Consider the following 20,372-nt stretch of genomic DNA (forward strand, 5'->3'; position numbering starts at 1 on the left):
CATTGATTTCAAAGGGTAGCAAAAATTAGAAAACTTGGCTCCGCCAAGCTTTGCGGTGGAGCCTTAGTTGCACTGATATGAACGAGGACTGTCAATAGACAACAGACGGCCCCATTTTTTCTTTTTCTTGTTCTCTTTCTTGCTGCTTTATAGGGAGAAGCGGGCGTGATAGGCTGGTTATTTGCGGTCAGCGTAAAGACAACCACCGCGTTTTACGCATCGATCACGCCCGCAGAGGCTCCATGTCAAGCAACAAGAAGTTCACTGAAAACACGGCACGAAGGCAAAAACTTTTCGACGGTGAGCATTCTGATATCCGTGGGTTCTCACATTTTATCTCTCCGTTTGGGGGAGCTTCCACAAACTTATGACGCACGTAGTTGTTTGTTTAAACAAGTGTGCATGAGCAACTCGTGGGTTCTCCCCTCCGGTTTTTTCCTTTTGCCTTCGAGCCCTATCTTCACTGCTTGTTTTTCGATTTCTTCGTTTGTTTAAACGGCTTGTTCCATTTGTTGAGTAATCGCCCAAATAAACCCCAACAATTCTCGGGCAACAGCTGTTACTACTTTTCCACCAGGCTTTCCTTTTGCCAGTAGACGACAATATTTTTTATGCAAGCGATTCTGTGCTTTCCAAGCAATTGCCTGAACTTCTTTTGACTGGTTTTCCTGTCTTTTTCGAAGATCTCCTTTCAGTGCAGGTTGATAACGATAACTCCAAGCAGCCTCCACCAGAACACGACGAAGATGAGCATTTCCTGCTTTTGTAATGGCTCCTTGACGACGTATATCTCCACTCGAAGATTCGGAAGGAACCAAACCCGCATAAGACATCAGCTGGCGAGGATGGGGAAATCGGGAGAACGAACCGATTTCTGCTACTAAGCTGGTTGCTGTTATTTCCGCAACACCACGTAACGACTGGAGGGCTTGAATCATGGGAGCATGAACACTTTCTGTCGCTTGAACGTGAATTTCTTCTTCAATACGTTTCATACGTTGTTCAATCTCATCTAGATGATGCAAATACTCCCGAAACACTGTTTTTAAGCTGTTTTGTGAAAAAGTTAAACGATTAAGCCATTCTCTGTATCTAATCGTCCATTTTCTGACACCCACAGGAGGCCGTAAATCGTGACGAAGGAGAAATTTCGTTAAACGATGTCTGGCACGTAATTGATCTTCTTTTGCGTCTTCACGAGCACGAACTAAATCACGAAGCGCCTCATCTTCTTCCGTCGGCACATAAACCGAAACTAATTCACCAGCCCGAAGCAACTGAGCTAAACGGAGCGCATCACGCCGATCCGTTTTTACACGATCTCCCGGTCTTTGCGGAATCAGAGAAGGGGCAACAACCATACACTCGATTCCGAGACTGAGAAAAAGTCGATACAGTTCATAACCTGTAGCACCTGCTTCATAGCACACATAAAGAGAATGAAAATCTCCTAACTGTTTCATGAGTTTTCGAATCGCTTCCGGGGTATGAGCGATCACTCCCCAATATCGAGGGGCTTCTCGACCTTCTTCAGCAATCGCAACCGCAATTTTATCTTTAGAAACGTCTAAACCAACATATTTTGTGAAATCCTTCATAATAGCAGCTCCTTTCGTAATGTAGCGCTCTGTGTACTTGGTGTAGATGCTATTTAGTGTAGCCAGAGTGACCTACGAAGTTACGAATAGGGGCTGTCCTCGTTCATGATAACTTATACTGGCTAAGAATCTTATAAATTCTTACTGTAGGACATAAAAACAGACCGAAAACAAAATCGGTCCGTTTTCCTCATCCCTATTATGGGCGGGTTTGTATTCGGTCCAGTACCTTTTGGGGAAAGATTCGTTGCAGACTGCTTTGATAGCGGTTCCCGTCCTCTGGCATTTGAAAGCCGGTCACTTTGTACTCACTTCCGTTGTAGGCAATTTGGAAGGCCATAGGCGCACTGACCCCTGACGATTTGAGCGGGTCCTTGCTCACTACTTTTACCCACGCATAAACGCTGCGGCTGGCAGCATCCGGCGCTTCTACTCCCAAAAGTTCCATCGTTACTTCTCGTTCTTTCCCCAAATCGCCCAGTTCGGAGCTTTCCCTCTCCAAATATTCACGGATAATCGGCTCGACCAACTCCCGATTGGCAGGTGAAATCCCCGCCTTCACCTCTACAAACACGTGACCGAGATACTTCCCGTCTGCATTTACCTGCAGCTTCCATATCCCCGGATCGGGCAGCGTGACCCCAGTGGGCACATGGTGCTGCGCATCAAACAAGGGGCCACTAACCGAATACGCCCCCAGCTCTACACGTCTTCCCTCACTGTTGTAGGCAACCAGCTCTACCTTTTTCATTTGCCCAGCATCCAGCAGCCAAAATACCCGTTGCTGCTGATCTTCATAAAACCCGGACGGATCCGTAATCACTCTCACCGGCTTGTCACCGAGATAGGAGAAGGGCTGACCATTCGCGGTCGTTTCTGTTTGAGGGGATGCCTTCCACAGAAGAGGAACATCCAGGGAGCCGCCTGGTAAAAGCTCTGGTACCGACGTGGCTGGCCCAGTAGGTTTTGACGCATGTCTCTCTCCAGAGAAGAGAGACAAAGGCCCTACCTGCCATGCCAGAAACAGCAGCCATACAGTCAGGACAGGGAAAGCAACCCGCGACCACCAAACTATCCTTTTCGAGTGTCGCTGGCGGATGCGCTGACGGACCCCTTCTTTCATGGAAGCCGTGAAATGGACATCGCGGAACACCTTGCCGTCCGCCTTCTCTTTCAATTGTTCGATCCACTGGTTCTCGTCCATTCCCACTCACGCCCCTCTCCCATCCTCTTTTTCAGCTGCTGCCTGGCTCGGTGCAAACGCGTACGTACGGACCCCTCCGACACAGACAGGACGTTTGCCACCTCTGCTATGGACAAGTCTGCATAGTAATGAAGGACAATCACTTGCCGGTACATGGGAGGAAGGCTTTGCACCTGCTCCACCAGTTCATCCCGCTCATATTGCTCCATCACGACATGTTCGGTAGAAGCATCGCTCCCCGCTTTGATCCAGGAGCGCGGCCATATTTTTCGAAAGGCCCATGAGCGCAAGTAGCCTTTGCATTCATTGACCGCGATCCGGTATATCCACGTTTGCATGGTGCTTTGTCCACGAAATCGCGGCAGGTTTCTGTATACTTTCACAAACACATCCTGCGTGATATCTTCCGCGGCATTCCGCTCTTTTACCAGAAACGTCACCAGCCTAAGCACGCGCGTCCCGTATTCCCGCATGATTTGTTCAAATGCGGCATCCTCCGTGGGCTGCAATTTCTCCACGTGCGCGCCTCCTCTGCATGAATTCGTTACTGGTTAGATGCAGCTGCTGACGTTTTGTTACACGATTCCGGATATTTTTTTGGCGATTGCGGTCCAGCGAGTCCCACTAGCGTGGGCCTCTGTCGATCGGACGAAAGGATAACCCCCGTGCTGCCACCGGTCCCGGTCATAATCTTTCTCCCCTGTGTCATACGTGGTCTTCCCGAAATTTTCAAATGCCTCGATCACCTGGAAGCCCTCGGACTCTAACAGCAGCTCCAGCTCATTTGGCAAAAGCAAGGCATATTCACGGTCCACTCGATACCTCGGCTGTTCGTATTGGTCCAAAAAAGTCTCGTAGGTAACGGTGCAGCGGAACTTTTGTCTAACGAAGGAGGTTTCGCCTTCTATGCGCTGATAGACCATGCGATCTGGAAACACGAACTTTTTCTGTTCGACCCGCCAAGACTCTCGCATTGGCGGCAAGACAAGGTCGATAGCGACGACTCCAGCTGTCGTCAAATGCTGCGTGATGATGCGAAGCAGCTTTCTCTGCTCCATGCGATCGGCCGCTTGCTGGAAGATTCCTTCTGGCATGAGAACATGCGTGAATTCTCGATGCAGGTCGAGCTCCCACATATCTTGCTCCACCAGCTCCAGCCGCTCCCTGTTTTCTTTCCGCACCCGCTTTTTCTTGCGCTCGGCAATCTCCAGCATCTCGCAGCTCCAGTCCACGCCGCATACAGACATCCCATGCTCAGCAAGCTCTGTGGCAATTCTCCCTGTCCCCACTCCCAGCTCCAGTACCGAGACGGGAGCTGGCTCTTGCAGCAGCCAGTCCCGATAAAAGACAATCCCTGCTTTCCCTGCAAACTGGTCGTAATAAGTGGCTTCCAGCCCCGCATACTTGGTTTCCGGTACGACTACATGCCGTCCTTCCCCTTGCATTCCGCAAGTCGTGCAAACCGATCCCGCAAGCTTAAAGAACGGGACACCCGGAGGCACACCATTTTTCGTATCCCCCAGCCATTCATCATAACGAAATTTACACACCGTACAGCTGTAGACACTCATTGCGCCCGAACCCCCTCCTGTCGATCACGTTTTGCCTGAAAGGCTGTCGAGAAAAAGTAAATCTGCTTCTTTCCCGTAATGGGATGCACGGATACGTCCGTCTCCACACCAAAAACCTCTCGAATCAAACCGGACGTCAAAATCTCATCTGGCGAACCCGATGCAACGAGTTCGCCTTCTTTTAAGACATACAACCGATCACAATACATAGCCGCTATGTTCAAGTCGTGCAGAGCAGACAGAACGGTAATCCCCAGCTGCCGGACGATATCCATGACCTGCAGCTGATAACGCACATCCAAATGATTCGTGGGCTCGTCCAAAACCAGAAAATCAGCTTGTTGGGCCAATGCTCTGGCAATCAAGACACGCTGCTTTTCCCCTCCAGACAGCGAGAAAAAGCTGCGCGCGGCATAATCGCTCATGCCGACGCGTGCCAACGCCTCGTCACTGATCTCTTTGTCCTCTACCGAATCCAGCTGAAACATGTTTTTGTGCGGCGAACGTCCCATCATCACGATTTCCTGCACAGAAAAATCGAATTCAACCGAAGATTCCTGCCGAACAACTGACATACGCCGGGCCATTTCCTTTGGAGACAGCTTGTATATATCGTCCCCGTCCAGCCCGATCCAGCCCGCAGTCGGCTTCATGACACGATAGATGCTCTTGAGAAGCGTGGATTTGCCGCTGCCATTTGGTCCGATTAGCCCCACGAACTCCCCGTCTTTTACCTCCATGCCAATCTCATGAATGATTCGCTTGTTGGTCAGGGAGACGGTGATGTCACTTGCAACAAGCTTCATCGTCCACCACCTCCAAATGAATACGAGCTGCGAAGCATCAACCAGATAAAAAATGGCCCGCCACAAAGTGCCGTAATAATGCCAATGGGCAATTCTTCTGGAGCGAAGGAAAGCCTCGCCAAGGCATCCGCCCAAATCAGAAAGATAGCTCCCAAGAGTGCGCTGACGGGCAAGACACGTCGATGATCGGATCCGACAATGACTCGGACGATGTGTGGCATCATCAGACCAACAAATCCGATAGACCCGCTGATGGCAACGATGACACCCGTCAATAGCGCCGTAATAACCAAAAGCAGCTTGCGAAATTGCACCGTATTCACACCGAGAGTGCTCGCCGACTCTTCGCCCATCAACATGGAATTAAGAGAGCGGTATTGCGCCAGCAAGACTGCGAGACACACCAGGACGACAAGGCTGGGAATCGTCAAGTACTCCCATTTGGCCCCAGCCAAACTGCCACTCAGCCAAAAAAGGACAGACCGTATGCCGTGCTCATTCGGGGCCGAAAAGATGATCAAGCTCGTAACACCCGATAAAATCGCCGAAATCGCAATCCCTGCCATGAGCAGGCGGACCGTTGAATTTTGTCCACCTATCCGAGAAAGCGAGAAAATCAGCACGATGGATAGCAGCGAGCCGAGAAATGCGCCTACCGACAAGGCGTACTGGCCGTACATGCTAAAGGCGCCAAACAGGATGACGAGTGTCGCACCCACCGAGGCTCCTGAAGAAACACCTAGTATGTAAGGATCAGCCAAGGAATTTCGAACCAACGACTGAATGGCTACCCCGACCACAGACAGCCCTGCGCCAACGACCGCAGCCAATAGAACACGGGGAAAACGGATGTCCCAAATGATCGAGTGCTGCGCGCGGGTCCAATCTTCTGTCACACATCCCCCAAGGAAGGGGACATGGTTCAGTGCAATTCCCCAGACTGTCCTAGGATGAATGTCTACAGACCCCAGTGTAATGGCGAGCGTAATCGATACAAGCAGCACGATCATGAGAGAAAGGATAAGTACAGTCAGGCTTGTCCTACGCAATTCTGACTCCCCCTCCTGCAAGATGCCCTCGTCTGTTCCCCTTCGTCACATTGCGAATGCTCGGTCTCATTGCTTGAATTTCTCCGGATAGAGTCCTTCCGCCAAAATCTTCAAGGCAATCGGCCCACGAACCCCTTCGCTTGCAGCCGATAACGGCAAAACAATCAATCGATTGTTTTGAATAGCTGACACGCTTGCCAGCTCTTTTTTGCTCAGGAGCAGCTCTCGTTTTTGCTCCAGGCTCTTGTCTCCGTAATCAACGATGATGATCACGTCTGGATTGCGGCTCACGACCTCTTCCCAGCTCACATCAGCCCAGCCTTTTTGAATGTCGTCAAAAATATTTTTGCCTCCCGCCATGTTAATCAAGGCAGTCATATAGTTGTTTGCCGCTGTAAAGGCCTGTTCTTCCCCACTGTCATAAACGAATACCTGTAACGGTTTATCTACCTTGCCCAGCTTGCTCGTCGTTTGTTCCATTTCTGTTTTCATGTTGCTCACTAGTTCATTCGCCCGATCCTCCACCCGGAAAATGCGTCCGATGTTTTGAATATCGGTAAATACATCTTCTACCGTCGGCGCTGCCTTGTTAGACGATTCATGCAAGTACGACTTGATCCCTGCTTTCTCCAATTCCTCCATGGATCCTACGCCTTTGTCACCAAAACCGCTTTTCCAGCCTGCATACACGAAATCAGGCTCAGCGGCCATCAACACTTCCTTACTTGGATACTTATTAGACAGCACAGGAACTTTGTCATACGCCTCTTTCAATTCAGGCAAAATTTGATCATCCAGATACGCTGTCCCAACCATTTTGTCTCCCAAGCCCAAAGCTAGCATGACCTCCGTTACATGCTGATTCAATGTGATCGCTCTCTTTGGTGCTTCCGGATAGGTCATTTCCATGCCGTTGTTTTGCAGAGTGACCGGCTTGTCTGCTTCCGGTTGTGCTTGTTGCTGGGTAGCAGGAGTTGGAGTCTCTTGGGACTGCTCCCCCTGCCCATTAGTTGCCGGCGAGCCGCATGCCGTTGCGATCAGCATAAGCGCCAGAACCAGCGCTGACCAGCTCCCCTTCCACAGTCGATGCCATTTCTTTTCAGGTGCCTTCATCTTTTTCTTCTCTCCTTTTTTCGTCCCCCGGTTATCGGTTTGGTTTCATCCTCATCATTTCGCCAGCGAAGGGTGTCTCGCCTCACCTCCTCTCCAGATTTGAAAGCTTGGCTTCGTGAAGCCTTCAGCGGAGCTTGCGCGGAAATAAAAAAAGCATCTCCCACGCGCAAACGGGAGATGCTTTCCAATGTGGACAGAGTATGGCAAATAAACGGGATTCCGCCTTTACACATGCTGCTGTACTTCCACATCATCCCATCCGCGTGGGTCGATTGTGCATGGTTTCATGGCAGGTCTCCTGGCTTGGAATCATCGTCCTCTACGTCCTTCCCATTCCCTACAAACAGCGGAACAGTGGTTCATCGCAGAGGACTCCTCCTTACAGTGGCGGGACCGCGCCGGCATTTCACCGGACTTCCCTATTAAGCTGGCTGGACTTGTCCTCTTGTCCAGCTGGCACCATCAAACACCTATTCAATTATGGCTTGCTCTTATCCAATGACAGTCAGTTGTTTCGGGAATTGCGTCATGACTTCTACGCCTGTCTCCGTTACGAGAACGTTGTCTTCAATCCGCACGCCGCCTACGCCTGGAACGTAAATTCCCGGTTCGATAGTAAACACCATACCTGGGCGCAGCGTCTCCTGATTTTGTCCGTGTACAGATGGATACTCATGTACGTCCATGCCGAGTCCATGGCCCAAACGATGCATGAAGTATTCGCCGTAGCCTTTCGCTGCGATCACATCGCGTGCCGTTTGGTCGAGATGAGCAAAGGTCACGCCGGGACGAACCTGTGCGATCGCTGCTTCATTCGCAGCCAGAACGGTTTCGTAAATTTCGCGCAATTGCTCACTGATTTCTCCGACCGCAAAAGTGCGCGTGATATCGGAGACATAGCCGTTTGCTTCCACACCGATATCAAACAAGAGTACTTCGCCTTCTTGCACTTGACGAGAGCCTGGTTTTCCATGCGGCAGCGCAGACTTTTCTCCAGCCAATACCATTGAGGTAAAGGACGGGCCGTCAGCACCCAAGCGCTTCATTTGAAACTCCAGCTCAGCCACCAGCTCTGTTTCCGTTACGCCGGGCTTTGCTTTTTTCAAGGTCTCGCGCAAGGAGTCCTCCACCAGCTGGATCGCATGCTTCATACGCTCCACCTCGTCAGCGGATTTGATCAGACGCATTTCACGCAGAGGCTCTTCGACATCGACGTAACGGGAAGCGCCAACTACTTCGCCAATTGCCTCATAGCGCTCGACTGTCATATGGCTTTTCTCAATCCCCAGCTGCTTCAAGCCAGCAGGAAGCGTTTGCTTTAAGACTTCATATGGATTTTGAATATCTGTGTGGGTGAAAATATTTTGTACGCTCGAAGCGGATGCTGCGGCTTCACGATCCAGCGCAGGCACGATCAGAGATGGTTCTCCCTCCGCCGGAATAATCAGGCCCAGAAAACGTTCATGGGGATCGGTGAAAAAACCTGTCAAATAATAAACATGTTTGGGAGAGGTGATCAACACCGCGTCAAGTTCTTGTTTGCTAAGAAAATCGTGCAGCTTTTGGATGCGTTCTTGGAACATTTTCGTCACCTAGCTTTCTCCATTTATTCTATTGCGAGAATACCATTTCCCTCTGTAAAAAAGAAGCTTATCCGAGAAAAAAACCTTTTCAAAACCAAGCTATAGCTGAGGTGAATATTGCTATGGAACACACAATCACTCTACCAAACGGAACCCTGGCATGCACCGTTGTCGGACAAGGCAGTCCCCTCCTTTGTATTCACGCTCCCTGCATTGGCTCCATCAATTTTGTCTCTCAGCACCCTCTCACCGATACGTTCCAGCTACTCGTACCCGATTTACCTGGTCATGGACATAGCAGCCCGCTCCCTGAACCGTTCTCTATTCATGATCTCGCCGTGTGCCTGCATGAGCTCATGCAAACGCTGGGGTTGGAGAAGCCTTACTTGCTCGGCTACTCACAGGGAGCCTCCATCGCTCTTGAATACGCGCTTTGCTTTCCCGAGCAGGTGAGTGGACTGATCTTGGTCAGCGCCTTTTCTGAAGTAAATGATCTTTATTTGCACAGTCGTTTTTACCTTGCGCAAGCCATGGCAGGCATTCACGGAGTCCCCCTCTTGGCAAAAAGCATTACGTCATCTCATATCGATGACCCACAGCTGCAAGAGCGATGGATCAAGCACGCCTCTCTCACCGACTCCACCACCTTGCGTCACCTCTACAAGGCAGGTCATTCCTACCACTGTACCCAAAGACTTCCCCAGATTGGTTTGCCCACCCTTCTCGTGTATGGGGCAGAAGATCGAAGCATTCACCCCTATGGGCAGCTGCTGAATGAAGGCATACCGAATTCCAAAATGGTCATGATCCCGGGAGTCGCCCATCAAGTGGTTACCAAGGCCGCACCCGAATTGAATCGTCTGTGCCGAAAGTTCTCCACGTAGAAAAGGGAGGGTAAAAACCTCCCTCCCACACGAGCACACCTGTTTAGTTTTTCATACGAGGGTCAAGCGCATCGCGCAAACCGTCTCCAATGAGGTTAAAGCCCAATACCGTCAGCATGATTGACAATCCCGGGAAGATAACCGTCCAAGGTGCCTTTTGAATGTATTGCCGCGAATCGGAAAGCATTTTTCCCCACTCCGGCTCGGGCGGCTGCGCACCCAAACCGAGGAAACCCAAGGCTGCCGCCTCAATAATCGCTGTCGCAATGCCCATCGTGCCCGTTACGATGATGGGAGCCAGGCTGTTCGGCAAAATATGCTGCATCAAAATGCGCGAATCCTTCATCCCAATGGCACGAGCCGCCATCACAAACTCTTCTTCTTTCAAGCTCAGAACCCGCGAGCGTACGAGACGCCCAAACGTCGGAATGTTGATAATCGCGATGGCGAGCAACGCGTTTTGCAGGGATGGACCCAAAATCGCTACGATCGCAATCGCCAGCAGAATGCTAGGGAATGCCAGCATGATGTCAAAAATACGAGAAATAAGCGTATCGATCCATTTCCCATAATAACCTGCCAGAAGTCCGAGCACCGTCCCCGCTACTACCGAACCGATAACGGAGAACGTACCTACCCACAACGAAATGCGAGCACCGTAAACGACGCGGCTGAATACATCCCGACCGTTATAATCCGTTCCAAACCAATGCTCTTCGGATGGTGGCTTGTTTTTCATGACAAGCTCACCTTCGTCGTACGGATACGGCGCGATGATTGGCGCAAAGACCGCCACTACGACGAAGAAGAGGATGATACCGAGACCTGCCATCGCCAGCTTGTTTTTACGCAAGGCTCTCCATGCTTCTCGCCATGGTGAGATAATTTGTTCGTCCTTTACTTGCAAAGGCACTGTTTGCACTTGTGTATCTGCCATATCTCCTGCCTCCTTAGCGATATTTAATACGTGGATCGATATAGGCGTACAGGAGGTCGACCAGCAAGTTGATCAGCACGAAGATTGTAGCGATCACCAAAATCCCTGACTGGATGACCGGATAATCGCGGTTCCCAATGGCGGTAAAAATGTATCGCCCTACCCCAGGCCATCCGAAAATCGTCTCGGTCAATACAGCTCCCCCCAGCAGCAAGCCCGTTTGCAAGCCGATTACGGTCAGCACCGGAATCATCGCGTTTTTCAGAGCGTGCTTGTAGACAACCCAAAATTGAGCCAGTCCTTTTGCTCGCGCCGTTCTCACGTAGTCCGCACGCATGACCTCCAGCATACTGGAGCGTGTGATGCGTGCGATAATCGCCATCGGAATCGTTCCGAGAGCCACTCCCGGCAAAATAAGATGCTTGATTACTTCCCACAGCTGATCCCATTGTCCAGCTAGAATCGTATCCAGTATATAGAACTGCGTAATGGCCTCCACGGGATTACGCGAATTGTCACGACCAACGGATGGCAGCCACTTCAGCTCTTGTGCAAAGAACCACTGCTCCATCAAACCCAACCAGAAAATTGGCATGGAGACACCAATCAAGGCGATCAACATCGCACAGTAGTCAAACCAGGAGTTTTGCTTCCACGCAGATAAAATACCTGCATTCACACCGATAATTACAGCGAACAGCATACTGACGATGGTCAATTCGGTTGTTGCTGCTAAATAAGGCATGATTTCTTGCGTAATACTCGCGCCGGAGTGCAAGGAAACTCCGAGATCACCCGTCAAAATCTGTTTGAGATAATCAAAGTACTGAATGTACCAAGGATTGTTCAAGCCAAGTACTTCTCGTAAATCTTCGATCGCTTTTGGACTTGCTTTCTCCCCCAAAATAGTGAGAGCCGGATCACCTGGGATGGCACGGATAATAGAAAAAACGACGATCGACATGCCCAGTAGAACGGGGATGAGCATGAGAATTCTTCGGATGCTGTAGGATAGCAATGCCATCTCCTCGCTTTCCTTAATAGAAAAGGATAAGTGCAGAAAAATAAGGAAAGGGCAAGAAGAGGGATAACTCCTCTTACCCTTCCGCCTATTCATGAATCACAGCATGAGCTTACTCTTTGAAATCAACCTTCTCCAAGCTCTCGGATCCTTTTGGATGTGGCTTGTAGTTGATGATGTTTGCTTTTGCTGCCAGGGCAGGAGTGGAGTGAGCCAGTGGTACCATTGGCACATCCTTGAAGATGATCTCTTGCACTTGCATGTACAGCTTTTCGCGCTCTTCCTTCGTCGTAGCAGATTGCGCTTGCATCAGCAATTTGTGCGCGTCTTCATTTGCCCAACGTGTACGGTTGTTACCGCCAATGTTGTTCTTGTCAAGCAAGGTAGCCAGGAAGTTGTCTGGGTCTCCGTTGTCGCCAGTCCAACCGAGCATGAACATTTCTTGTTCGCCCACTTTTGTTTTTTCCAGGTACGTTGCCCATTCCATCGTTACGATTTCTGCTTCTACGCCGATTTTTTTCAGGTCTTGCTGGATTGCTTCTGCGATTTTCACACCATCAGGCATGTACGGACGAGCTACAGGCATAGCCCAGAACTTGATTTTGAAGCCGTTCGGGAAGCCCGCTTCGGTCAGCAATTGTTTTGCTTTGTCCAAATTGAACTCGCGGTCTTTGATGTTGCCATTGTGTCCCCAAATGGAAGGTGGCATTGGGTTTGTAGCTGGTTCTCCCAATCCCGCAAAGAATGCTTCGATGATAGCTGGTTTGTTGATAGCATAGGCAATAGCTTCACGGACTTTTGGGTTATCCAGTGGTTTTTTCTCCACGTTGAACCCTACGAAACCGATGTTCATGGAAGGGCGAAGAATCAGTTGCAGCTCCGCATTGTCTTTCACAGCTTGAGCGTCATCTGGGTTCAGGCCGTCCATCATGTCGATCTCGCCGGATGTCAAGGCAGTCAGACGAGCTGTGTTCTCAGGAATGACTTTGAATACGAGCTTGTCCAATTTCGGGAAGCCTGCGTTCCAGTAATTCGGGTTCTTTTCCAGTGTGATCGTGTCGTTGCGCTTCCACTCTTTGAAAACGAACGGGCCGGTACCTACTGGATTTTCGTTGAACTTCTCAGGTCCCATCTCTTGTACCGCTTTCGGGGAAGCGATCGCAAAGCAGGACATGCCCAAGTTTTGAATGAATGGTGCCAAAGGACGGTTCAGTGTGAACTTCACCGTTTGTGGGTCAACGGCTTCCACGGACTTGATTACATGGGTCTCATCCCCTTTGTAACCACCGAACATGTCGTTGTAATATTCAAAGCCTTCTTTGTTGTGCTGTGGATGGCTCTTGTCCATCCAGCGCTCGAAGTTCCATTTCACGGCTTCCGCATTGAAATCAGTGCCGTCGTGGAATTTTACACCGGAGCGCAGATGGAAGGTGTAGGTCAAACCATCTGGAGAGATTTCCCATTTCTCCGCCAGAGAAGGAACGACAGCTGTGCTCTCTTCCTCGTAACCTACCAGTGTGTCAAATACGTTTTCTGTTACTTTGAAAGACTCCCCGTCGGTTTGTGCGATGGGGTCCAATCCTACCGTATCGCCACCGCGGCCTACGATCAGCTGTTTCGGTCCGCTGCTTTTCGCAGGTTCAGCAGCAGGTGTTGTTGCCGGCGCTTCTGTCTTTGGCTGCTCTGCCGGTTTTTGTGCCGTTTGAGTTCCGCTGCAACCCGCAAGCAGCATAGCAAATGCAAGCATGCCGGTCATGGCAGTCGAGAGCACTCTCTTCTTCATGAATAATCCCCCTCTTCTAAAATTTCAGATTTTACGGTTGGTAGAAAATCGATTGGCATGGCTTTGCTTCGCATCCCCCCTTTGATGAGGATCCTTCCCCAACTAAGACTTGTATAGATGGCATGCCACAAAATGTCCGTCTCCCACATCCTGGAAGTGCGGTCGAGTCGTGCGGCATTCATCTGTCACATGAGGGCAACGCGTATGGAACGTACAGCCGCTTGGCGGATTCGCTGGGCTTGGCACATCGCCCTGGAGTATGACTCGTTCGCGTGCAGCGTCTGGGTCAGGCGTGGGCACTGCCGAAAGCAAGGCTTTGGTATACGGATGCAGGGGATTGCTGTACAGCTGTGTACTGCTCGTCAGCTCGACGATTCGACCGAGGTACATGACCCCTACCCGGTCACTGATATGGCGGACCACACTCAGGTCGTGAGCAATAAACAAATAGGTCAAGCCGAGATCGCGCTGCAGGTCCTGCATCAGATTCAGCACTTGTGATTGGATCGATACATCCAGCGCTGATACAGGCTCGTCCGCTACGATCAGCTTGGGATTGAGCATCAACGCGCGTGCGATCCCGATCCGTTGACGCTGACCGCCACTAAATTGGTGTGGATAGCGCCTGGCGTGATAGCTGCTCAGTCCCACGACCTCCAGCATCTCCTGCACGCGTTTTTTGCGCTCAGCAGATGAACCCATGCCATGAACTATCAATGGCTCTTCCAGAATCTTCTCAATATTGTGACGTGGGTTTAGAGAAGCAAATGGATCTTGAAAGACGATCTGCATGTCTCTGCGCATCTTGCGCATTTCTTCTATCGAGAGAGCGGATACATTGACACCATCGAAATAAACCTCTCCTGCTGTCGGCTCGATCAAGCGAAGCAGCGAACGTCCTGTCGTCGATTTGCCGCATCCACTTTCTCCAACCAATCCCAATGTTTCTCCACGTTTTACAGTAAACGAGACATCGTCTACGGCTTTTACGACTCCGATTTCCCCTCCGAGGACACCGCCTGTGATCGGATAGTATTTTTTCAAGTTTTTAACGACGAGCAGTTCTTCAGTCACCTGCATGCTCCTTTCGGGTTATTCGGCTATCCAGCAGCGTGAGCGATGATTTTCGCCTACTGCTTTTAGCTCGGGCATCTCTTGACGACAGCGATCTGTCACCTTGTCACAGCGCGGGGCAAAACGGCACCCAACCGTGAGTGATCCCGGGATAGGCACGTTCCCTGGAATGGAATATAAACGTTCTTGGGATTCGTCCAGCTTGGGCAATGATTGCAGCAGACCAACCGTGTATGGATGCTGCGGATTTTTCAGGATCGTCCGCACGTCTCCTTCTTCAATCACATTTCCGGCATACATGACTACGACTCGATGACACATTTCCGCTACGACACCCAGATCGTGTGTAATGAGCAAAATAGCCGTATCCGACTCTCGGTTGCACTGGCGCATCAAGTCCAGAATCTGCGCCTGGATCGTAACATCTAACGCCGTCGTCGGCTCGTCTGCAATTAACAGCTCGGGATCACAGGCCATCGCCATCGCAATCATGACGCGCTGCCGCATCCCTCCAGACAGCTGGTGCGGATACTCATCTACGATCGCTTCCGCTCTTGGAATGCCTACTTTTTTCAGCATTTCGATTGCACGCTGCTTGGATTCCTTTTTACTCGCCTTCGTATGTAAACGAACAGCTTCCCCGATCTGGTCGCCAATCGTAAACACGGGATTGAGCGATGTCATCGGTTCCTGAAAGATCATAGCAATTTCATTTCCGCGTATTTCACGCATCCTCTTTTCATCTGCCGCTACCAGGTCTTCTCCTTTAAAGCGGATCGAACCGCCGACAATTTTCCCTGGAGGGTTCGGAACCAGCTTCATTACGGAAAGGGAGGTTACACTTTTTCCACAGCCGGATTCACCTACGATACCGACAACTTCACCTTTGTTTACGGTAATGGTGACTCCGTCTACGGCAGGAATCTGGCCGCGATCTGTAAAAAAGTGCGTCTGCAAATTTTCGATTTGAAGGACAGGGTGTGACACGGGGCGCACCTCTCTTACCGATATATTCAATAGAAATACTTCTATCAATAGATATTATGCCATTAGTACAATTTTTTGGCAACACAATAAATTCAAATAATTATATTTTCGCTGACTATATAAAATATTGTTTTAAATCGAAATAGAATGTTAAAATATTTGCCTCACAGCTTCTGATCCCAAGCCCCGTCTATGGTTCATGGCTTTTGTCACTTTTTTCATAGCCATTTGGGAAAACAAAAAAGGCCCAATGGCTCGGGCCTTTCGTCTCTCATTCTTTCTGCCTATGGTTTTTTTGTCCATAAACAATCGTTACGGTGCAAAGAGTCCCCCCACCCAATCGACAAAAGTTTGCGCTCCGCTCTTTATTGTCGAACCGAGAGTCATTCCCATATTGCTCATGTAGTTGACCACTTTTTCCGGATTCTCCGTCTGCACCTGCTTGCCCATCACAGCGATTTCCATCTTGCCTTGATCCATTTTTTTGATGTAAAAGGTTTGCTGCTCCTGTTCCACTGTTCCGCTCACTTTTGATATGCCGCGCTCTGCCGTTTGCAAGCCTAATACGACTCCGATTAACAGGATCAGTAACAGCCCCGTCAACTTTACTGTCACGTTCACGCTCGTCACCTCTTTGCCGGCTCATCCGAAGCCGGTTTGTCCACTTTTTCCGCCTTGAGGTAGTAAGCGGCAAACACATCTGCCAGCGCTTCCGCCGTGTTGTAGCTCTCCTGCAGGGTGTTTTCCGTGCCACCTATTTCCATTAACAGGCTTCCCGGTGAAATGGACTGATTATACTCCCCATGATCTGTCTTTGCTCCTTTTTCCATCACACCTCTAGATAATTCGGGATACATCTCTTCCATCAGCTTGTGCAATTCGGTAGCAAACGCTTCATTTTTCTCGAAGCTTTTGTTTCTTTTTCCGATGACAAACAGGACGCGCGCGTAGGTTTTTCCCTTTATCGTGACGGTCGTTCGATCCCTTGGGGCAGTATCGCGATGCAGATCAAAGAAGTAATGCAGCTCGCGGTTGTTCTCGGCAGCGGCCTTCACGACTTGCAGAGACTGCGCGTATGACAGGGCGTAATCCTTTTTTTGATTCAGGAGCTCCTGATAAATGTCGTCTGTGCTTACATCCGCCCCAATGCCTCTCTCGTTTAAAGCCTCAGACAAATGCTTGCCTACCATCGAAATATTTCTCGTCGGGTGATCCACAGAGGATCCGACTGGCTTCGTCTCACTGTACCAAGACTCTCGATTGTGCGTGTTGTAGACATAAACGACTTTCTTGCCGTCCGTATTCGGCTTCGCAATGGGCTTTGGCGGTTCGGCTGTCTTGTCTGTTTCATTCTCAGCGGGCTTGGGCGACAGAGGAATGGCGTCAGAAGCGTCAATCACTTGCTTGGGGTGCGGAGGATATTCAATGTAAAAATCAGAGAGACTCGCCCCTTTTCCGGCTACAACGAATCTGGCGTCGTCCGTGGTTACCATGCCAGGAAGCTCTCTGCCAAGCAGGCTGCGCAAATCGCCGGGCTGAATGCTAGTCGCGAGCTGGAATAAAAAGCCGGACACACTGTTGGTTCGTCGGTCAGAACCGGTCTGCACGATTTCGCTTAGCACCGGGATCTCCTGCCCCATCCACCCTAGGATTGCTAGACTGGAGATGTGTGTAGCCGCCTGCTGGACAGTAGAGGAGGCGATCATCAGCTTGTTGCCTCCGAGGGAAAGCACACCGGTCATGACAAATAGAAAGGCTGTTATAAACGACAGAACAACGAATTGGCGTTGGATAAAGGATGCCATCTGTCTCACTCCTCATGCTGTAGCATTGTCGCGGGCTTCTCTCTTTCGCTTCCCGCTTGTCTATGCTTTAGCCTATGAGCCTCATAGAGACGATAGAACCCTTTCCCTAGCATTTCTCTTAAATCGTGGCAGACTCTCTACTGGATCGCTAGTCTAGTGCGTGTAGGACGCGCTGTTTTCTTCATCTACCGCTCTGTGCAAGGCACGGTTGAGGCCAGTCGCGATGACATTGGATATTCCTTCGATAAAATCGTCCACCTCTTTTGGTGTTACCACTAAATCCTGACCCAACGGACGCAGCACCTCGTGAATCAGCTGACGCTTTTCCTCCTCGGGAAGAGACCCTACCAGACCCATGAACGTTTTGCGCGATTCCAGATCAGGCAAATCATCTTCGGTGTACGGCTCTTTGCGCTCCGGCAGCGTACTCATGGAAAGCTTGTTGAAGGCACGCTTGCTCTCCGCCATCGACTGACCAAAGTGACCGAGCAGATACGTAATGGCGTCGTTCACGATGGTAGAGGCAAAGACAACGGTCGGCACACCGATCGCGATAACCGGGATCCCGAGCGTATTCTGGTCAATGGCTTTACGCTTATTGCCGACACCCGAGCCTGGATGGATGCCCGTATCCGAAATCTGGATGGTGGTATTCACCCGATGCAAAGCGCGCGAAGCCAAAGCATCGATGCAAATGACAAAGTCCGGCTTGCTCTTTTCCACTACACCAAAGACGATCTCGCTTGTTTCAATACCCGTAATGCCGAGAACTCCCGGAGACAGCGCACTCACTTCCCGATAGCCGTCTCCAACCGTATCCGGAGCCAGCTGGTACAGGTGCCGGGTCACCAGCAGGTTTTCCACCACCATCGGGCCGAGCGCATCTGGCGTTACGTTCCAGTTGCCCAGACCGACGACAAGTGCCTTTTTCTCTTCCGTAATGCCGAGCTTCATCAAGAAGCTGGCGAATTCCAGAGCAAATCGTCTCGTTACCTGCTCTTCTATAGAAGTATCATTGTCACGGAGCTTGGGTACTTCGATCGTGAGGTAACGCCCCGGCAGTTTCCCAATCGCTCGGCCTGCCTCTTCATTTTCTACGTGAAGTCTGGTGACTTTTATATTCGGTTCTTCATCGTCTGCCTGCAGCCAAATCCCGGGGATATTGCTCTCATTTTGCTGCTGCGCCAGCTCGTGTGCTTCTACTGCCAGATCGGTGCGAATCGAGTAGCCAGACAGATCAATATTGTGTTCCATCGTTAATCGCTCCCTTCTCCATTTTGTTCCTGCTACTAGGTTGCTTGAATCCTTCATTTTTATTCCGAATCCTTTCTTGCAAATGGATTCCGTGCATGCTAGAATTACTTTGTTGTATGACTGTATGTCTATGGTCGTCTAAGGAGGTGACACACATGCCAAACATTAAATCCGCGATTAAGCGCACCAAAACCATTGAAAAGCGCCGCGCACACCGTGCTTCTCAAAAGTCTGATCTGCGCACTTCCCTGAAGAACTTTGAGAAAGCTGTCGCCGCTTCCGATGTAGCATTGGCGAAATCCACTCTTCTGGTGGCTGTGAAAAAGCTGGACAAGGCCGCTTCGAAAGGTCTCATTCATAAAAACGCAGCAAACCGTCAAAAGTCTCGTTTGATGAAAAAGCTTAACGTTCTGAGCGCTCCTGTAGCGTAAGAGACCATGGAACAGAAAAAAGCCCGCGAACCTAGTGTTCACGGGTTTTTTCTTTTTATCTGCTCGTTCTGCTCCGTTCTTCATAAGCACGCGTAATAAACAGCTCTAGGGCCAAACGCTTGTCCACCTGACCGGATTTCATTCGAAAATCGTCCTCGGCCAAGATCAGCAGCAATTTTTTCAAGGAATCCTCAGAAAAATGACGCGCCTGCTCCATTGCCTTTTTGACGGCGTAGGGATGCATTTTGATCATCCCGGCCATCTGCTGCTGCGAATAGCCTCGCGGGGCAAGCTGCCTTACTTGCAGGAGCATGCGAAATTGCCTCGCCAAAAGGGAAAGCAGCTTGATTGGCTCCTCACCGGTTTTCATGCTGTCATAAAGCATCCGCAACGCCCTGTCCAGCCTTCCCGACGCTACCTGTTCAATCAGGGCAAATACGTCCTGCTCGAGCGTACGAGCAGCGAGATCCTCGATAATTTGGTCAGTAATGGTTCCGCCTTCCCCCACAAAAATCGCCAGCTTTTCAATCTCCTTGTCCAAAAGGCGCAGATCGCTGCCGACACGCTCTACAAGCTTCATCGACTGTGGACGCTGTATAGTCGCCCGGTATTTATCTGCCTGCCGTTCAATCCAAGCGTAGAGATCTCCATCCTTCAAATGCATGAAAGGAATTACTTTTGCCTTTTGCTGCAAGGTTTTGACCAGTTTCTTTCGTTCGTCCAGCTTTTCCGCTTCTGTCTGTAAGATCAACGACGTGTAGGCAGGAGGATTTTGCATGTACCCAAGCAAGGCATCAGGATCACTTTCTACCTTCGAGGGAGGCTTGCTCCCCGTTAAAAAGTACGCTTGCCGCGCAATCACGAGCCGATGCTCCCCCATGAACGGCAGTGTCTCCGCATCCTGCAGAATATCACTCAGGCTTGTTTCCGTGCAGTCGTACACGCTTATATTGAGATCACTGAAATCAGGATCGATCATTTCCCGTCGAGCTAAAGACAGAAACTCTTCTGCCAGAAAGGATTCCGGACCGTGGAGAACGTAGACGGGCGCGTACTGTCTTTGGCGTATTTCCCGAATGGCCGATAGCAATGGCATGGATCTTCCCTTCCCTTCTATGTTCTGTCCTGCGCTATTATAGCATAAAACGGATCGAATGGAGGCAGCGAAGCATCCTCGATGATCTTTTGCCCCGCTTCCTTACATAGAAAGAAAAAAACCGCTCTCCATGTTGGGTAGCGGTTTTTCCATCTGTTGGCACCTCTATGTAAACG

General features: G+C 50.3%; 19 protein-coding genes and 1 riboswitch. Of the genes, 2 read left to right on the top strand and 17 right to left on the bottom strand.

What is annotated here, in order from left to right; translation table 11 throughout:
* Positions 1–491: 491 nt before the first annotated feature.
* The 8 genes from EDM59_RS21550 to EDM59_RS21590 form a co-directional block, all read right to left on the bottom strand.
* Entirely contained in the window at positions 492–1,598 is a 1,107-nt protein-coding gene (locus EDM59_RS21550; RefSeq protein WP_122925514.1) for an IS110 family RNA-guided transposase, read from the bottom strand.
* A 199-nt stretch (positions 1,599–1,797) separates the two neighbouring features.
* Positions 1,798–2,802 carry a hypothetical protein gene (locus EDM59_RS21555; RefSeq protein ID WP_122925596.1) on the bottom strand — a complete coding sequence of 335 codons (1,005 nt, stop codon included), beginning with the start codon at positions 2,800–2,802 and terminating at the stop codon, positions 1,798–1,800.
* Complete coding sequence (locus EDM59_RS21560; protein ID WP_122925515.1) at positions 2,772–3,320, bottom strand: sigma-70 family RNA polymerase sigma factor; 549 nt, start codon at positions 3,318–3,320, stop codon at positions 2,772–2,774. Before EDM59_RS21560 ends, EDM59_RS21555 begins: the two co-directional genes overlap by 31 nt.
* 57 nt (positions 3,321–3,377) lie before the next feature.
* Complete coding sequence (locus EDM59_RS21565; RefSeq protein ID WP_122925516.1) at positions 3,378–4,373, bottom strand: methyltransferase domain-containing protein; 996 nt, start codon at positions 4,371–4,373, stop codon at positions 3,378–3,380.
* Positions 4,370–5,179 (bottom strand): heme ABC transporter ATP-binding protein, encoded by an 810-nt coding sequence (locus tag EDM59_RS21570; RefSeq protein ID WP_122925517.1) that lies wholly within the window; start codon positions 5,177–5,179, stop codon positions 4,370–4,372. Before EDM59_RS21570 ends, EDM59_RS21565 begins: the two co-directional genes overlap by 4 nt.
* Positions 5,176–6,189: a FecCD family ABC transporter permease gene (locus EDM59_RS21575; RefSeq protein WP_122925597.1), complete on the bottom strand. Its 1,014-nt coding sequence runs from the start codon at positions 6,187–6,189 to the stop codon at positions 5,176–5,178. The genes EDM59_RS21570 and EDM59_RS21575 overlap by 4 nt, the downstream gene beginning before the upstream one ends.
* A 105-nt stretch (positions 6,190–6,294) precedes the next feature.
* Entirely contained in the window at positions 6,295–7,341 is a 1,047-nt protein-coding gene (locus tag EDM59_RS21580) for an ABC transporter substrate-binding protein (RefSeq protein ID WP_122925518.1), read from the bottom strand.
* Positions 7,342–7,612: 271 nt separating this feature from the next.
* Positions 7,613–7,820, bottom strand: a riboswitch (cobalamin riboswitch).
* 12 nt (positions 7,821–7,832) lie between these two features.
* A complete protein-coding gene (locus EDM59_RS21590; RefSeq protein WP_122925598.1) occupies positions 7,833–8,924 on the bottom strand; it encodes a M24 family metallopeptidase in 1,092 nt (363 codons plus the stop codon).
* Between the two features lie 122 nt (positions 8,925–9,046).
* Here EDM59_RS21590 and EDM59_RS21595 point away from each other — a divergent pair, with 122 nt between their 5' ends.
* On the top strand, positions 9,047–9,808 hold the full coding sequence (locus EDM59_RS21595) for an alpha/beta fold hydrolase (RefSeq protein WP_122925520.1): 762 nt from the start codon (positions 9,047–9,049) through the stop codon (positions 9,806–9,808).
* Between the two features lie 43 nt (positions 9,809–9,851).
* Here EDM59_RS21595 and EDM59_RS21600 read toward each other — a convergent pair whose 3' ends face one another.
* From EDM59_RS21600 to gpr, 8 genes are all read right to left on the bottom strand, one after another.
* Complete coding sequence (locus EDM59_RS21600) at positions 9,852–10,745, bottom strand: ABC transporter permease (protein ID WP_092269074.1); 894 nt, start codon at positions 10,743–10,745, stop codon at positions 9,852–9,854.
* A gap of 13 nt (positions 10,746–10,758) precedes the next feature.
* Complete coding sequence (locus EDM59_RS21605) at positions 10,759–11,769, bottom strand: ABC transporter permease (protein ID WP_092269077.1); 1,011 nt, start codon at positions 11,767–11,769, stop codon at positions 10,759–10,761.
* A 109-nt stretch (positions 11,770–11,878) separates the two neighbouring features.
* On the bottom strand, positions 11,879–13,549 hold the full coding sequence (locus EDM59_RS21610; protein WP_122925521.1) for an ABC transporter substrate-binding protein: 1,671 nt from the start codon (positions 13,547–13,549) through the stop codon (positions 11,879–11,881).
* A 102-nt stretch (positions 13,550–13,651) separates the two neighbouring features.
* Positions 13,652–14,623: an ABC transporter ATP-binding protein gene (locus tag EDM59_RS21615; RefSeq protein ID WP_122925522.1), complete on the bottom strand. Its 972-nt coding sequence runs from the start codon at positions 14,621–14,623 to the stop codon at positions 13,652–13,654.
* Between the two features lie 18 nt (positions 14,624–14,641).
* Positions 14,642–15,610: an ABC transporter ATP-binding protein gene (locus tag EDM59_RS21620; protein WP_122925523.1), complete on the bottom strand. Its 969-nt coding sequence runs from the start codon at positions 15,608–15,610 to the stop codon at positions 14,642–14,644.
* Between the two features lie 312 nt (positions 15,611–15,922).
* The gene (locus EDM59_RS21625) at positions 15,923–16,231 is read right to left on the bottom strand and encodes a DUF3679 domain-containing protein (protein ID WP_122925524.1); all 309 of its coding nucleotides are present in this window, start codon (positions 16,229–16,231) and stop codon (positions 15,923–15,925) included.
* A gap of 5 nt (positions 16,232–16,236) precedes the next feature.
* Positions 16,237–17,415, bottom strand: coding sequence for a stage II sporulation protein P (gene spoIIP, locus EDM59_RS21630; protein ID WP_122925525.1), 1,179 nt, complete (start codon positions 17,413–17,415; stop codon positions 16,237–16,239).
* Between the two features lie 153 nt (positions 17,416–17,568).
* Positions 17,569–18,669: a GPR endopeptidase gene (gene gpr, locus EDM59_RS21635; RefSeq protein WP_092269094.1), complete on the bottom strand. Its 1,101-nt coding sequence runs from the start codon at positions 18,667–18,669 to the stop codon at positions 17,569–17,571.
* A gap of 155 nt (positions 18,670–18,824) precedes the next feature.
* On the opposite strand from gpr, the gene rpsT reads away from it, so the two are divergent.
* Positions 18,825–19,100, top strand: coding sequence for a 30S ribosomal protein S20 (rpsT, locus tag EDM59_RS21640; protein WP_023554815.1), 276 nt, complete (start codon positions 18,825–18,827; stop codon positions 19,098–19,100).
* 55 nt (positions 19,101–19,155) lie between these two features.
* Here the strand turns inward: rpsT and holA are convergent, their stop codons facing one another.
* Positions 19,156–20,196: a DNA polymerase III subunit delta gene (holA, locus tag EDM59_RS21645; RefSeq protein ID WP_122925526.1), complete on the bottom strand. Its 1,041-nt coding sequence runs from the start codon at positions 20,194–20,196 to the stop codon at positions 19,156–19,158.
* Positions 20,197–20,372: the final 176 nt, after the last annotated feature.

The sequence above is a fragment of the Brevibacillus nitrificans genome, assembly GCF_003710965.1.
Lineage (GTDB): Bacteria > Bacillota > Bacilli > Brevibacillales > Brevibacillaceae > Brevibacillus > Brevibacillus centrosporus.